Origin of the sequence: Bacillus sp. S71 (assembly GCF_016625265.1) — a bacterium.
GTDB classification, from domain to species: Bacteria; Bacillota; Bacilli; order Bacillales; family Bacillaceae_G; genus Bacillus_A; species Bacillus_A cereus.
Genome location: NZ_JACVUW010000010.1, coordinates 1 through 16,910, shown reverse-complemented (window position 1 = coordinate 16,910; position 16,910 = coordinate 1). Strand labels below are relative to the sequence as shown.

The window sequence follows — 16,910 nt, the reverse complement described above, 5'->3', positions numbered from 1 at the left end:
CATCCTCCTATATTTAATAACACCCGAGCTCTGCTTTATAGAAAAACCATTCCTTCTTCACACATGCACTAATCATATCAATTCCTGATCCATGTGCTCTTACATGCGGAAAGAAGTAGTGCTCTAAGTCTTCTTCATTACCGTATAAGGTTTGGTGCTCATCTGGAATTGCTTCTTTTTTCACGTCTTTTTCTTTCGTCACCCCGCCAGAAAACACAACACTTGGATGTCCCTCAAAAAATAACGCAGTCCGAACTGCCAAAGATGGTGTACTATGCAAAGCAGAATATGTAAGCAAAATAATAGTGATAACACCGATCATTTTCTTCATGTATTACTCCTAAAAAAAAGTGCTAACACAATTATACTAAAATGTGTTAGCACTTTCTCCCCTTTATCCCGAATTAACTAGCTAATAATCAGTGAGGAATGGACAAAATCCTCACTTCACTTTATTCCCCTTTAAATGCTGGTAAACGTTTCTCTAAAAACGCAGCAATACCTTCTTTATGATCCGCTGTTTGTCTCATTGCATATTGACCACGCTTTTCTAATTGCAATGTTTGCTCTAAATTAGAACGATTTACTTCACATAAAATTTGCTTCGTTTGAATCATTGCTTTAATCGGCTTTTGTGACCATTCATTAATCTTCTGCTTCACAGCCGTTTGGAAATCTTCGCCGATTACTTCATCAATTAAGCCGATATCAAGCGCTTCTGTCGCTGATAATTTCTTACCTTCCCAAATAATTTGCTTCGTCATATTTTCACCGACACGCTTTTGAAGGAAGAAATGACCGCCTCCATCTGGAATTAAAGCGATTCCAATAAAGTTCATTGCAATAACAGATGATATATCCGCCATTACATAATCAGCTGTTAACGCAATACTTAATCCAAGACCTGCAGTTGGTCCATGAATTGCACTAATAACAAGCTTCGGCATCGTATATAATGTCACGACAACTTCAGAAATAGTATTCATAATGCCATCAAACTTACTTTCATCATTACTTGAAAGCATCGATTTAATATCCCCACCCGCAGAAAAACCACGGCCGTTCCCGCATAACACAACGATATGCGCAGAACTTTCCGCTACTTCTTTCAACTTTTGTAATAACTCTTTTAATGTCGGCTCATCTAACGCATTTAACACCTCTGGGCGATTGACCATAACCGTTGCAACGTGGCCTTCATATTTCACAACGACAGATTCTGTTTTACTTGTTATTTCCATTATATATACCCCTCTTTTCTCCATAAAGATTATACTTATATAATTATAGAAAACCATTGAAAACTCCTTCTTTTTTCTCAATTTTCTGTCTAATAATCTCGCAATTTGTACATATACCGTATAAAACATACAATTCCGTTGAAAAATATAGAAATTAAAGTCGGTTTATCCATGCTTTTCATCTATTTACCATTACAATGAAATGGTGTATTCTTAAGTTTGATAAAAAACAAATATTGAAATTCATTCGCCTTACTATGTAAAAAAGGCTTTATACCCATCTTTTGGGTGTTGTAATAAAGGAATGAAGAACTGGAGGAACATATGGTTAATAAGTTGAAACAAACGGATAACTACTTCCCACATTTCCTATTGCTATTCATTGTGTTTCAACCAATTTTAGATTTATTAACATCTTTTTCAATCTATATACTACACATGAGCGCAACAGTTGGAGTTGTAGTCCGTTTCGCCTTTATGCTTCTTGCATTAGGATACCTACTTCTTCATCACAAACAACAAGATGCGAAAAAGTACATCCTCTATTTATGTTTACTCGGAATCGCACTCGCAATCGGTCTTGTAAATAATATGATGGTTAAATCTCCAGTTTCATTTGGAGAAGAAGTTAAATTCATTTTAAAGAGCATATATCCAATTGTGCTACTGTTTGGATATATTATCGCCTTTAAAGAGCTAAAAAATAAAGAGTATGTATTTCATAAAATCATTACATATTTCTTATATGCAACTTTAATTTTAAGCATCACAATGATTGTCGCAATGCAAACTGGAACGGATTTCCCAAGCTATCCTCATTCAAAAATCGGTTCAAGAGGTTGGTTCTTCGCTGGAAATGATTTAAGTTCTCTTTTCGCCATTATGTTCCCAATCATTGTCTTATATTCGATTCATAAAACAACTTCTTTCTCGAAAATATATTACTGGATTCCAACAATACTTGCGATGTATGCAAGTATTATGGTCGGAACGAAAGTCGGATATGGCGCAATTGTTATTACATTAGGCGTAGCACTTTTCTTCTCATTCATTGAATATATGATAAATCGTAAAAAAGAAGGAAAAGGATTCACACATATTGTAAATACCGTTGTTGCCGCAGTTATACTAGGAGGTTTAATTGCTCTTACACCGCATACTCCTATCGCAAAAAATATGGGCATTCACATGCAAATATACGAATACAAAAAATCAGTACAAGAAGAAAAAGATCGAAAAGAAGGAAAAGTAATTAAAGAAGATCCAGAAGATGCAAAAAAACATGCAAAAGGTGAACTTACAGATTCTGAAATGAAAAGTTTGATTTACAGTGATCGCGACAAATTCTTAAAAACATACAAACAGTACTATAAAGACGCACCGCTTTCACAAAAACTATTCGGAATGGGTTACGCTGGTAACTACACAGATAAAATTAAATTAATTGAAATGGACTTCCATGACCTATTTTTCGCCTTTGGAATTGTCGGTTTCCTTATTTACTTAATACCACTTCTATACTTTGGTATTAAATTATTCATCCGCATGATCACAAACTTTAAGAAAATCATGACCGTAAAGTATATGCTATTAGCGAGCACACTCATTCTATCACTTGGCATTGGCTTTATGTCTGGCCACGTATTAACAGCGCCAGCCGTTAGTATTTTCTTCGTTGTTATACTCGCTTATATCATTGTTGATTTTGAAATTGAATAAAGTGAAACTTTAATCAGTGGGGGTTTTGTTCATCCCCCACTGATTATTAGTTGAACCAATCGGGCTTTTACGGGCAGTTCATCCCCCACCTAACTTCCTTGCTTCCACTGAATTTTGAGGTGGGGGATTACTGCCCGTTAATGCGGGATAGAAAGAAGGTGCTACGAAATATTAGTAGCACCTTCTTTTTTATTTAATTAATGTTTTACATATTCTAAACTTTCTTTTGCGATATACGCTTCTGTTACAGTAGGGTTATCTGAAATAACTTTAACCCACGCTTTTCCATTTATTATTTCTTCACCAGTAACTGTAACAACTGCATTTGTATTTAAACGATACAGTCGCTCATTTGATATACTAGGATTCTTTTTCACTTCCACGTTATTCATCACACGTGCAAGTTTGTACTTGTTGTATTCTTTTTTACCTAAATAAGAATCAAAACGGTTCATATGCCCCGCTACTTTTTTACCCCAGTTCGCATCAGATGCATATTTCGCATTTAAACCAGCAGCTTTATCACCTGTATATGTTGCTGTATAACGCCAATGTCCTGGATTTAAATATCCTTCATTCATGTATAATTTTGCTGCATGTTCAATACAATCTTCTTTTGAATTGAATGCTTCTCCGTTACCATATGGACTATCGTCTGTTGCTTTTAAACCAAATAAATTATTTTTGTCTTTTGCAAGAGCGCTTGTTCCATAATAACTTTCATGAATTGCTAATGAATATAAGAATAATGCATTTACATTATACTTGCTTTCTACTTCTTTAAATTTCTTTCCTAAACCAATTAATGGAGAGTCTGGCTTAATCGATTTTACATAACTATCTAGTTGTTCAGCTGTATAATCTGTTTTCGAACGTAATGATAAATAATTGAAATATTGATAGAAAGTTTCGTCTCCAAATGTTTTTCCATCTACACTATACATTTGCTGTCCTTGCTTCATGAAAGAAGGTGCCACACCATATCTAAATTCTGTATATCCAGGTGAACTTGTATTATATGTATAATATTTATGGTATAAATATCCATCTGATTTCACATAATAAGACGACTGTTTCATTTCATTTGTAGGAATTAAAGTGATTTCATTCTTCTTCACATAACCTGTCAAACCAGAAAGTTGAACTTTCACACGATCTTCGCCAACTTCTAACACTTTCAATTCTGTTCCATACTGAATATACGTATATACTGTTGCTAAATTCTCATCATAAATATTAATGATGTTTTGCCCAGTTATTCTTTTCGCACTTGCAAAACCATCTTTAATCCATAAAAATTCGTTCTCGTATTTTACCGCATTCATACCTTTATTTTGAGCAGCCGTAACCGCTTCTTTATACGTATTATAGCGCTCTACTTCTTGCTCTGTTCCATTTTCTCTTACATTTGTCACAACATATTTCTTAGTTTCTACAGGATTGCTATTTCCGTTTTTTTCAATCGTCTGAAGCATGCGATCCAACATAGCTGAAGCCATCCCTCTTGTAGCTGATAAATGTGGTCTAAATGTATTATCTTCTGGATACCCTTTAATAATTTGAGTAGCCACCATAACTTGCACATGCTCTTTATAGTTAATACTATCTTTATCAGTAAAGGTAAGCGGACTTACAGCTACTTTAATATTTTTATAGTCTAACGCTCGCTTTACCATTATCGACATTTCTTCACGTGTAATCACATCATTTGGTGAGAATGTCTCGTTCGTACGACCATTAATAATTTTCGCTCCATATGCTCTACTTACACCATCATATAAACCGTAAGTCTTCGGCACATCCTCGAAATTCGAATCAGCTTTCGGTAAATTTAAAGCCCTTGCTATGAATGTAGCAAACTCTGCTCTTGTTACTAATTTATCAGGCGCATATACATTGTCTCCATACCCCATTAAAACTCCTTTAGTAATAAGTGAGCGCATATGCGTCTCAAACATATGTCCTGTAATATCATCATTTGCCGCATAACTTGAAATAGGAGTTAAAAGTAATGATCCCGTTAATGCCACTGCTGTTATACCTTTTGAAAAAGTCTTCAAGGTTATCCTCCTCGTAATCTACGAATTTATTATCACAAATTTGATTATATAATACTCACAATCATTTTAGCATAATAAATAGGAATTAAAATAAAACGTTTTTTAATTAGAATTTTCATTACATTCAAAACAAAATAAAAGACACTTTACTTTTTTAATAAAGTGCCTTTTTCCATATGATCAATGAGTTTCTTTGTTGCCTGTTTGCCTTGCAACCGAAGCTCATCTATTGTCAATTGTAACTCTTGCTGCACAGTTCCTTGTTGCATTAATTGCTTTTTCGCAATTTCATATAAATATTCAGCACTCCATTCGCCATCCACACTTCCTATAACTGGCTGATTCACTTGACTTAAAAACGAATCAATTTTCGGATCGTATGAAATCCCGACCATTGGAGTTTTGGCTACAGCAGAAAAAACTAGTGCATGAAGACGCATACCAATTAGTAATGAACATTGTGATAAAATGAATATTTTCTCGTCGATATCCATTTTATATGGAAGCATATACGTCTCTTCTCCCATTAAGTCTACTACTTCACGCGAAGCTTTTTGATCAAATGGCTCATGCATTGGAACAAATAGAATTTGGTATCCTTCTTGCTTTAATTTTTTTAATGCCGCAGCTAATTTTTTTATATAATCTTCTTTTGCATTCCAATAACGCACACTAACCGCGATTACTTTTCCATGTATCGAATGCTTTTGCAACCAATCCGATTGTTTTGTCCGTTTCCATGTTAAAACAGGGTCTGGAACAATTTCAATATCGTTTTTTATGCCAAGTCCTTTTAAATATAAAAACGAATCCTCATCTCGAACTGATACATAGGAAGCTTTTGACAAGTTCCATTTTACTAATAGACGATTATATCCTTTTGTAATTGGACCTATTCCTTGTGAATAAATATAATACGGCTTTTTTAATAATCGAGCGAGTCCCATAATACCCGTATAATATAGAATACTCTTCGTACTTGTCTGATCTTGAAGAAGGCTCCCGCCACCACTAATAACTCCATCACTGTTTTTGATCGCATGATAAACAGCTTTTATATCCCAGCGATCTACCGATTCTACACCATACATTTCCTTTGTATATTTAGAATCATTTGATAGTACTACTAGTTCTATATCCGGGTTCTCTTTACTTAACGATTCAATAATTGATTGTAGAATCGCCTCGTCTCCAACATTATAAAAACCATAATATCCTGATAAGACTAAACGCACCCTAAATCTCCTCCAAAACTAGGTAACCGTTTATTTCATCTAACATAAACTGGTACCCATTCCTTACCTAAACACTTAATACCCTACATAGTTTCCTCTTTATCAGCTCATATGAATTTTAATAAAAAATTAAATTTTTATATTTATTTTTTCAAAAATGGTATTTTTTTTATTGATATCCATTTTAATTTCAAAGCACATACACCATACAAAATGGTTGTAATACTTAATGCTATACCACTGAATAATAACGTCATAATTCTTGAAGATGTAACATCTATCACATTAAATAGTTCATACAATCCTAGTCCTAAAATAGATGCTATTGCTAGCACACCAAAAAAGCTTTTTAAATGAATAGAATAGGCAATATAGCTTCGAATATACAAATGATTTACAATACAAATCAATACGTAAGTAATGAATGTACTATACGCCGCTCCATCTATGCCAAACTTCTGCACGAACATTATGTTTAACACGACTTTCACACAACTCGCACCAATAACAATCCATGCAGCTTGTGCAGAACGATTAATGCCCTGTAAAACACCTATTGATAATACCATAACCGCAGTAAAATACGAACTGCCAATCATAACTGTTAACATACTACTGCCTTTTACGTCTGTGAACAATCCGACATTTAACGGTACTGTTAATGCCATCAACCATATTGTTAACGGTGCTGTCAAAACATGCGCTAGTCGATTTGTATTTTGAATTGTTATTTTCGCCAAATTTATATCTCTTTTGGCCAATGCGGAAGTTAAGAGTGGTATTAACGGAAATACAATTGCACTTGCAAAAATAACAATTATTTGCGTGAATGCAAAACCGCGACTGTATATTCCAAATTGTTCTTGAATTTCTGTTGATGATCCTTGTAATACATGCGGTATTGTAAGCGAGTCTACTAAATTTAAAAGTGGCATTGATAAAGCTCCAATAGCGATTGGGATCGATACCCGCAATATCTTTTTGCCGTTTTCTCTTAAATCTCGGAGTGAATAGGAATTGCTTTTATTGTAGTATGGACTTCTATTATATTTTATACGCAAATATATAAGCGAACTAATGACTCCAAGAAAAGAACCAACCATCGCACCACTAGTAATAACAGTATTACTCTTATCCCATGATACTAGTATGTAAGCAATTATTAACATAAAAAACACACGTACAAATTGCTCAATGACCTGTGATACCCCTGTTGGTTTCATATCACCGAAACCTTGAAAATACCCTCTATAAACTGCCATGTATGGCGCAATGAGTAATGCTAATGAAGTAATAAGCAACGGCATTCTAGTTTCTTGTCCACCAAGCATATTTGCAATTTCAATAGAAAATAATACAATGACTAAACAGCCGAAAACGCCAAATGCTATCCCAATAATTGACGCTGATTTAAATAATTTCGCAATTTCCTTTTGCTTATTTTTTTCGTTCAACTCTGCAATTAGTTTCGAAATTGCAAGTGGAACTCCGGCTACCGATAATGTAAGAGCAATCATATATACAGGAAAAACAAGACGGAAAATACCGAGCACTTCATCTCCTGCAATATTTTGTAATGGAATTTGAAAAAAACTACCAAGCAATTTTGACAAAAAAGTTGTAATGGTTAAAATTGCTGCTCCTTTTACAAATGTTTTATTCATATTTTTTCTCTTTTCTTTTATACATATACTCTCAAACATATTGTTTTAAACGATAGGGATTCACTTTATCCCATTGGTTATCATAACAAATTTATTATAGGTTGAATACTTGGTTTTTTTTACAAAATAGAAAAGAGAACCAATTCACGCCTATCTCTTCACACTCTAATTTCTAATTCCTTCCATTATATGTACACATTATAACTGTTTTCGTTACTCAAAAAGTGCTCTTCTCTATCACTGCAGTACATATTACTAAAAACATTATAAGAATATCCCACAACTCTACATTATAATGTATGTAAGATTGTGAGATATTCTAATTACCATCTAAGCACTTAAGATTTTCAATTGTTCTTTCTGTTCATCGCTTGCCATTACTATGATTGTTTTTTCAATACTCGGATGTACTTGCTCAAGCTTTACACTTGCTCCTACTTTATTTGATTGCTCAACAAAATTTAATAATGCCATAGCTCCTGATACATCCATATAACGCACATCTTTCATACGTAAAACAACCGGTGACTTCACATCTTGTAAAGTAGAGAAAATACGATCTACTGATAGGAAAGAGAGCGGCCCTTGAATTGTGTATGTTTCTTCTCTTTCTTTTACGATAGAAGTTTTACGTTCTTTACATTTCACCATATATATGATGAACGAAAGAATAATACCGAATGCAACAGCAATCATTAAATCGAACTTCACCGTTACAATCATCGTTACGAGCATAACAACGACATCACCTTTAGGAGCGACATGCATCTTTTTCATGCTTTCCCAGTCGAACATTCCAATACCAGTTAAAATTAAAATACCTGATAGTACAGCAAGTGGAATATATTGTACGACCGAACCAAGACCCATAATAAAAATGAATAAGATAACACTATGCATACATGCCGAAAGTGCCGTTTTACCGCCACTTCTTATATTCACGATAGACCTTACAGTCGCACCTGCACCTGCTAATCCGCCAAACAATCCGCTCATCATATTACCGATACCTTGTCCAACGAGCTCTTTATTACTTTTATGACGTGTACCTGTCACATTATCCATTACGACCGATGTTAACAACGAGTCAATCGATCCTAATAAAGCAATACTAAGCGCTGGCAAAATAAGTGCTGCTATTCCTGTTCCACTTAAAGATGGAATATGAAGCGTAGGTATCGCTTCTGGAATGGTTCCAATCTTTTCAATTACTTTATTTAGTGAAAGATTTCCGATAATCGGTAAATTTACTGTAAGTCCTTCGAGTAGGGAAGAAAATAAAGGAAGCAAAGCTGTCACACCGACTAGTGCTACTAAACTAGACGGAATCGCCTTAATCCATTTACCAGAAACAATCATTACAATAATCGTTAACACAACAAGTAGAAAACTATTTTGTACGTGCTTTATTTCGCCTAAAATAATGATTAATGCAATACCATTCATAAATCCTGAAACGACAGGATACGGAATATATCGAACGTAAGAACCGAGCTTACATACACCGAATAAAATTTGAAATAACCCTGCCATCATAAAGGCAATAAAACTTGCCTCTAACCCGTGCGTCGCAATAACTCCTGTTGCGATAACGGTAATTGGTCCAGTTGGCCCCGTTACTTGCCCAGGTGTCCCGCCAAATAACGCTGCGAATAAACCTGCAAAAATCGCACCATACAATCCAACAAGCGCTCCCTCAGACGTTCCTGTCGCGGCAATACCAAATGCAATCGCAAGTGGTAACGCAACAATCGCAACAGTAAATCCTGCTAAACATTCCTTTGCTATTTTTTGAAACATAAAAAAACCACCTTTGTATAAAGTCCATGTTCCATTGTACACCTAAAAAGATCCATTCGTTAGCTCACTTTTTACATTCTCGTGACGTAAACGTATTCAATGAAAAGTTTCCCCCTTATCTTTGGAAACAATTGCAACTATGCTATAATGAACAAATTAAATCTTTTACTATATACTTGGAGGCACTATGCTAACTTTTGAAGAAAAATTATCGATTATTGAATCTTTCCCAGAACTAGAAAGAAAGAACGTATCATTAAAACGTGTAAACTTCCACTTTGAAGAAAGTCGTTTAGATAAAAAGAACGTTGTATTTCATTTACACCCAAATGGAAATGGATTTGTGTATGCAAGCGGTATTAAAGGTTACAAAACGGATGATAAAGGTATGGTTAACATCCGTGAGTTTTCAGCAGAAGAATTACGTTCAGTAATTGAGAAATCAATTGACCTTCTATCACAAGAAGAAGTAGTAGCACCTGTAGAACCTGCGAAAGAAGAAGAATGGCAGAACGAAGATGGTCATATTCTTACTCTTATTTCAGAGGATGACATGTGGAACGTGTACGCTGGTGTAAACTTAGACGGTACATTCAACTCTTATCCAGAAGCTGCGGAATACCTTGATGAAGAAGGGTTTTCACGTAAATAAAAATAGAAACCTATTTCATTCAACGACTTTTATAGTAATCGAAAAAGACACTTAAGGTGTCTTTTTTTGTTATATAAACTCCTTTCTCACACTATCTCTATTAATTTTCATAAAATGATTCAGAGGAGGTTTATATGAATACAACTGCTAAATTAATAAATTGGAAAGAACATGGCGATATGATTATTCTAGAATGTGAATTAAATGGAAAACGCTTCGAGATATCAACATATAAACAACGAATATATAATGCACACCTTTTATCAGCTGACGTTTATATTCGTTTAGATTCATCTGATAATATAATTGGAATAAATATCTATAAAAAGTAAGAAAAGCCCCCTATTCCGTAAGCGGGCTTTATCTTTATTACAAAATGTTAGAGTATACTCTCTTTTTTTCATACAGTTTATGTAATTATACATATTCATTAAAAAATACACTAATTGAATATTACATGTAGTAAAATATAACTTGTGGGCACGTTCTATAAAGCAGATTCTTTTAAAAGGCGTAACATATCAATTATTATAGGGGATGTGGCGTCACTTCGATATTGATCTCAAATCTCTTGTCTTTTGTGAACTAACAATCTAGTGTATATAGACGATTCTGCTTTATAGTGTGTGTTTACACTCATAACAAAGGGGTAATGGTAATACGGATAGATTCCGATTCGTATGAAATGAAATGGTTCAAGTCGGAGAGAGGCACCTTAAGGTGTCTTTTCTTTTTGGACATTACATCCATTTTGTTTTTCCACCTTATTTCAAATGCGCTAATTAACCTTCACCAAGAAGAAATGAGAATTAAAAAAGATATTGTTTCTTCTGTTTAATACAGAAAAATGAAGGATACCCCATAGATATGGGGCATCCTTCATTTTCTATTTTTTCGCACCTTTCAGTGACTCCCTCAGCACAAACTTCTGCAACTTCCCGCTCGCATTACGCGGAAGTTCATCTACAAATAAATAATGACGCGGACGCTTATAATCTGCTAATTCGTCACTTTCTTTGCAATACGTTTCTAAATCAGCTTCTGTTATTATTTCATCTTTCTTCACAATAACTGCCACAACACGCTCTCCCCATAATTCATCTGGCTCACCAAGTACCGCCACATCTAATATACCGGGATGACTATGAAGGAAATCTTCAATTTCACGAGGGTAAATATTTACGCCACCGCTAATTACCATATCATCAACACGATCTGCAACGAATAAATAACCATCCTTATCAAAGTATCCTAAATCACCAGAATGATACCATCCTTTATACATCGATTTTTTATTTGCCTCTTCGCGATTATGATAGCCAGCCATCATAGTTGGGCCGCGTAAAATAATTTCTCCTACTTCATAAGGAGGTAATACATCATCTGGTTCTGCCGGTGCATCCTCGTTCGGTTTCACAATACGAACTTCATGACTAAAGCATGGCGTGCCTGCTGAACCAGCTTTTGTAATTTGATCCTCCTCTACGAGAAACGCCACAACTGGTCCCATTTCTGTCATTCCGTATATTTGAACAAGGTCAATATAAAGACGTTCTTTACATTCCTTCACTAACGCCGGTGCCATTGCCGCTCCGCCATATATACCGATTTTCATTGAAGTTAAATCATACTGAGTTAAATCTTTTTGCAACAACATATTCCACATCGTCGGTGCTGCAAAGAACGTCGTAATCTTTTCTTCTTGAATCGTATGTAATACTGTTTCTGTATCAAAATGATGCAAAATAACATTCTTTCCGCCAACTTGAATGCGTGGTATGATTCCAGCATTTAATTCACCACAGTGATATAAAGGTGCAACAACAAGCCCAACGCTATCTCTATTATATTTTAGGAAATACGTACAAATCATACTATGCTCAGCCATTTCACGATGACGATGTAATACGCCTTTCGGATGACCTGTCGTACCGCTCGTATAAAGCATTGAACAATAATCCATTTCATCAATTTCGATATTTACTTTCTCAGAAGATGCTGCATTCACTTTTTCATGGTAGGAACTTGCATAGGAAGGTTTGTCGTTTTCTATAGACCAAAAAGATGTATTTGGAAAATCTCGTTCAATGATAGCAACAGTTGACTCAACTGCTTTTTCAAAGACAACGACTTTCGAGGATGCGTCCTGAAGAATATAAGATACTTCTTTCGCCTTTAAGCGGAAGTTAATCGGGTTAAAAATCGCACCAATTTTCGCACAAGCTAAGTAAACGTTTACAAATTCATGGCAGTTATATAAGTAAACAGATACTGTATCTCCCTTTCTTACTCCGTCTTCTAATAAAGCGTGTGCCGTTTTATTTATTTGTTCATCCCACTGTTTATATGTCCAGCGAATATTTTTTTCAGGTTCCACTAACGCCTCTTTATTCGTATACTTACCAACAGATAAATCAAAAATTCTCCCTATCGTCATGTACATGCCAATAATTTCCCCCTTTTCTCTTTCATAAATCTATCATTTCGTCCATAAGTAGACATTGTCCTTCAATGTTTTGACTAATTTTTCTGATTATTATCGACATAGTTTTACATACGGTACCGCTAGACGGTAAATGAAATTATATCGGCGATTTTTCGAATATATCGACTTACCGACAAAAACTGACAAGATATAATCGGCCCCCCATTACTGCATAAGAAGAAAGAGGTTGTTCCGACTCGGAACAACCTCTTTCTTCTTATGCGAATAGCTCTTCTAAAATTTTCAGTTTATCTTCTGTATATTTTACGAAGCCATCGTTATATGATTTTGGATCTTTCGGATTCGCGAAGTGCGTAATTGCCCCCGTCTTCGGATGAACAAATTTACTTGATGCACCGCAACCAAGTCCGATAATTGATTGTACTTCTTCCATAATGACAATGTTGTAAATACTTTCTTGCGTCGGCATTGCATAACCAACGTTCTCTAAGTTACCTAAAATATTCTTTTGACGATATAGGTAATATGGTACATAATTATGCTTTTGCGTCCACTCTTCTGCTTCGTGCATCATCGCTGTAATTTCTTCGCGACCTGCTACTTTATATTTACGTTTGTTTTGCGTCATTTCAGAAGCACGTTTAAATGATAACGTATGAACTGTTAATGATTCTGGCATTAACTTTTCTGTTTCATCTAACGTATGCTTGAAGATATCTAACCCTTCACCAGGAAGACCAATAATTAAGTCCATATTAATATTGTTCATTCCCATTTCACGAGCTAAATGGTATTTCTCAATTGTTTCTTCTACAGTATGATGACGTCCAATTGCTTTTAGTGTCTCTTGATGATATGACTGCGGATTAATACTAATACGGTCAATGTTCCATTTATTTAACACTTCTAGCTTTGCTGGCGTGATCGTATCTGGACGACCTGCCTCAACTGTAACTTCACGTACATTTTTCACGTCTGGGAACGCTTCGTACATTTCTTCATACAGCATATCCATCTCTTCTGCTGTAATACTTGTAGGTGTACCGCCGCCATAATAAATCGTCGTAACTTTCACACCTTTTTCTTTTAAAAACTTACCAATTTCACGAACTTCATAATGCAAACCACCTAAGAACGAATCAACAGACCCTTGGCGTCCATTAATCGCATAAGCCGGGAATGTACAGTATGCACATTTCGTTGGGCAAAACGGAATACCGATATAAATACTTACTTCTTCTTTCAAACGGTATAAATCCGGAACAACTGCTAATTGGCAATCAACAATACGCTGAAGAAGTTCAATTTTCTCTTCATGAATTAAATAACTTTCACGAAGTTCTTGATGCGCTTCTTCTTTTGACATACCATTTTGAAGCATTTTATGAAGAAGTTTCGTCGGACGTACTCCCGTTAAAATACCCCAGCTTTGTTCAAGTCCAGTTAACTGCTGAAGAACAGAAAGATATACATAAGAAACAACGTGCTTCACTTGCTTCATACGCTCTTTTTCATCTGTGAAAGCAGATAAATCTTTCGAGAATGTTTCTTCATACACATTTCCTGTGCTAACATCCGTTAATCGAGCGGATGCTTTCACATTATCCTCAATGTGTATATCAACGATCAGATTCGCTTCCTCTTGTTCAAATCCAATCGTACTATCTTCAAAAAATAAGCCGCCAATATTTTGTAGCGGACGTAAAAAACGATCATCTTGTAACGTTTTAATTGAAATTAACACATTATCACCTTTTCATTTGCAAACTCTCTTTAGTTTACTTGAAGGGCGTTTACAGGTCAATACAGAAGGTTTTACCTGTTTCTCTTACATTTTTTCAAATAATTCTTTTTATGAATATCGCTCATGTATATAGACATCATGATTTTCTCTTGTTAAAATTTATTAGTACAAAAAATCGTTACATAGCGAAAATACAATATATAAAGGAGGAATGTTAACACTAGATTTTATAATCTAATGTGTTAAAAAAAATATGAAAAAGAAATTTTATAGTGTTTTAACTCTCTCTCTTGCATTACAAACTGTTCTTGCACCTACTTATTCATTTGCAGAGAGTGCTGAAAAATCCGCCGAAGTATATACGGAGGATCAAGTTTTTAAAAGTATTAAAGAGCATGTTAATGAGCATAGTACTCATGAAGAAGATATCGAGGTTACTGGCCAATTCCTACTATACACTTCAAAAAAACATTCATTATATACCGCGAATGATTTAAAAAACAAATCGAATATCGAGATTACAGAACAAGTCGTAACGGCGACAAAGAAAAAAGGAAATGCTTACTACATAACGACGCCAACTGGCGCTGGATGGATAGATAACAATGATAATAACTTAGAAGTTCAAGAGATTCATAAACTATCTAACCAAAAATTAATCGTAAAAGAAGAAGCTTCCATACATGCCCTTCCGTTCCAATCGTTTAAAGAAGAAGGGAAACTAGAGCCACAAGTCATTACTCCTACTGAACAAGCTGGAAATTGGTTTAAAGTCCAAATAAACGAAACAGCAAAATGGATTTATGCACCTTCTGCTACATTTGAAGGTACAAAAGCTTCATTACTAAAAAACAGTCGTACTGCTAAAAATAGTTTATTGAGAGCTCCGGAAGCTCTACAAACAAACAATATTTATGGCGTTACATTTAAAGAAATGATTGTCCCAAAAGGAAATGACGATATTCGCCCTGGCTACCCGATGGTACCTAAATATATTACGATTCACGAAACGGCTAATACAGCGAAAGGTGCTAATGCTCTAAATCATGCAAAATTCTTAGATAACCAAGCACGCGGAACAGCTGATCGCGCCGCATCTTGGCATTTCACAGTAGATGATAAAGAAATTTATCAACATCTTCCGGTAAATGAAGTTGGATGGCATGCTGGAAATAAAACTGGAAACTATGAATCTATCGGAATTGAAATTGCCGTTAATCAAGATGGAAACTATGAAAAAGCGGTAGAAAATGCCCGTAAATTGGCAGCTTATTTAATGAACGACTTAAATATTTCTCTAGATAAGGTCCAAAAACATCAATTTTGGTCAGGAAAAAACTGCCCTGCGTTTATGATTCAACGCGGACAATGGAATGCTTTCTTAAAAGGAACTGAAACATACTATAAGGAAAACCAAAAAAATCCCGTAACTGATGACATTACAGGTGGATGGTATGAACAAGACATTCGTCAATTAGCAGCTAGAGGCATTATGCAAGGAGAAGGGAACGGCAAGTACTTCCCAGAACGTCTTGTAACGCGTGCTGAATTTGCTACATTAATTACTCGTGCTTTACAATTACCAAGTGGAAATGCTAAGTTCACAGACTTAGAACAAGTACACCCATCTTTAAGAGACGGTATTAATCGTGCAGCAAGCGCAGGCATAATCCGCGGACGTGGTGATAATACATTTGATCCAAATACTACAATTACACGCGAAGAAGCTGTTATTATGATTGATCGTTCTCTAAAACACGCTGGTATTTTTGCAAAACAAGTTGAACTACCATTCGTAGACCAAAACTTAATTTACGCTAAAGAAGAAGTACAAAGAGTATATGGATATGGAATTGTAAAAGGTAATGAATTTAATCAATTCGTACCAAAAGGACCATCACAACGTGCACACGCAGCTGCATTTATAAACAGAATGCTTAGCGTAATTGAAGCTTAAAATATTTATCTGTATTAATTTAAAAGGCATCAGAGATTGTATATCTCTGATGCCTTTTATACATCTGTTAACTATTTTTAGCCATGGATCTTAAACGTATTCCTAGTAAGAGGAGCATAAAACCGATGAATGGAACGTAATTCGTATTGTGTCCTGTAGCTGGAAGTTGTTGATTATTAGAAGAACCTTGTCCTTTTTCTGGTAAATTAGGTTTTTCTACTCCCTCACCTGGCTTTTCTGTTCCTTCACCTGGCTTTTCTGTTCCTTCACCCGGCTTTTCTGTTCCTTCACCTGGCTTTTCTGTTCCTTCACCTGGTTTTCCTGTTCCTTCACCTGGTTTTCCTGTTCCTTCATCAGGCTTCCCTGTTCCTTCATCAGGCTTCCCTGTTCCT

The 16,910-nt window shown here is 35.2% G+C and carries 13 protein-coding genes; 4 read left to right on the top strand and 9 right to left on the bottom strand.

The annotated features are described in order from the left end of the window. Positions 1–13 precede the first annotated feature (13 nt). Both IBT51_RS19915 and IBT51_RS19910 read right to left on the bottom strand, forming a co-directional pair. A complete protein-coding gene (locus IBT51_RS19915; RefSeq protein WP_053565142.1) occupies positions 14–331 on the bottom strand; it encodes a hypothetical protein in 318 nt (105 codons plus the stop codon). A 121-nt stretch (positions 332–452) separates the two neighbouring features. Continuing rightward, positions 453–1,265, bottom strand: a complete 813-nt coding sequence (locus IBT51_RS19910) for an enoyl-CoA hydratase (RefSeq protein ID WP_001999174.1) — start codon at positions 1,263–1,265, stop codon at positions 453–455. Positions 1,266–1,565: 300 nt separating this feature from the next. On the opposite strand from IBT51_RS19910, the gene IBT51_RS19905 reads away from it, so the two are divergent. Next, complete coding sequence (locus IBT51_RS19905) at positions 1,566–2,960, top strand: O-antigen ligase family protein (RefSeq protein WP_023521270.1); 1,395 nt, start codon at positions 1,566–1,568, stop codon at positions 2,958–2,960. Positions 2,961–3,157: 197 nt separating this feature from the next. Here the strand turns inward: IBT51_RS19905 and IBT51_RS19900 are convergent, their stop codons facing one another. The 4 genes from IBT51_RS19900 to IBT51_RS19885 all read right to left on the bottom strand — a co-directional run bounded on the left by IBT51_RS19900 (position 3,158) and on the right by IBT51_RS19885 (position 9,719). After that, entirely contained in the window at positions 3,158–5,020 is a 1,863-nt protein-coding gene (locus tag IBT51_RS19900; protein WP_064532643.1) for an S-layer homology domain-containing protein, read from the bottom strand. A 146-nt stretch (positions 5,021–5,166) separates the two neighbouring features. Then, positions 5,167–6,255: a polysaccharide pyruvyl transferase CsaB gene (csaB, locus tag IBT51_RS19895; RefSeq protein WP_001241596.1), complete on the bottom strand. Its 1,089-nt coding sequence runs from the start codon at positions 6,253–6,255 to the stop codon at positions 5,167–5,169. Positions 6,256–6,398: 143 nt separating this feature from the next. After that, positions 6,399–7,919, bottom strand: a complete 1,521-nt coding sequence (locus IBT51_RS19890) for a putative polysaccharide biosynthesis protein (RefSeq protein WP_053565145.1) — start codon at positions 7,917–7,919, stop codon at positions 6,399–6,401. 330 nt (positions 7,920–8,249) lie between these two features. Then, positions 8,250–9,719 (bottom strand): SulP family inorganic anion transporter, encoded by a 1,470-nt coding sequence (locus IBT51_RS19885; protein WP_088025004.1) that lies wholly within the window; start codon positions 9,717–9,719, stop codon positions 8,250–8,252. A 187-nt stretch (positions 9,720–9,906) separates the two neighbouring features. Between IBT51_RS19885 and IBT51_RS19880 the strand changes: the two genes are divergently transcribed. Both IBT51_RS19880 and IBT51_RS19875 read left to right on the top strand, forming a co-directional pair. Next, complete coding sequence (locus tag IBT51_RS19880) at positions 9,907–10,371, top strand: hypothetical protein (RefSeq protein ID WP_000954998.1); 465 nt, start codon at positions 9,907–9,909, stop codon at positions 10,369–10,371. 134 nt (positions 10,372–10,505) lie between these two features. Further along, positions 10,506–10,703 (top strand): hypothetical protein, encoded by a 198-nt coding sequence (locus IBT51_RS19875; RefSeq protein WP_001098258.1) that lies wholly within the window; start codon positions 10,506–10,508, stop codon positions 10,701–10,703. 554 nt (positions 10,704–11,257) lie between these two features. Here the strand turns inward: IBT51_RS19875 and IBT51_RS19870 are convergent. Further along, positions 11,258–12,814 carry a fatty acid--CoA ligase gene (locus IBT51_RS19870; RefSeq protein ID WP_200458660.1) on the bottom strand — a complete coding sequence of 519 codons (1,557 nt, stop codon included), beginning with the start codon at positions 12,812–12,814 and terminating at the stop codon, positions 11,258–11,260. Between the two features lie 259 nt (positions 12,815–13,073). After that, the gene (locus tag IBT51_RS19865) at positions 13,074–14,561 is read right to left on the bottom strand and encodes a coproporphyrinogen III oxidase (RefSeq protein WP_000908776.1); all 1,488 of its coding nucleotides are present in this window, start codon (positions 14,559–14,561) and stop codon (positions 13,074–13,076) included. A gap of 253 nt (positions 14,562–14,814) precedes the next feature. On the opposite strand from IBT51_RS19865, the gene IBT51_RS19860 reads away from it, so the two are divergent. After that, the gene (locus IBT51_RS19860) at positions 14,815–16,518 is read left to right on the top strand and encodes an S-layer homology domain-containing protein (RefSeq protein ID WP_200458661.1); all 1,704 of its coding nucleotides are present in this window, start codon (positions 14,815–14,817) and stop codon (positions 16,516–16,518) included. A gap of 67 nt (positions 16,519–16,585) precedes the next feature. Here the strand turns inward: IBT51_RS19860 and IBT51_RS19855 are convergent. Continuing rightward, positions 16,586–16,910, bottom strand: a 325-nt coding sequence (locus IBT51_RS19855; protein ID WP_200483289.1) for an LPXTG cell wall anchor domain-containing protein, incomplete at its 5' end; no start/stop codon positions are given.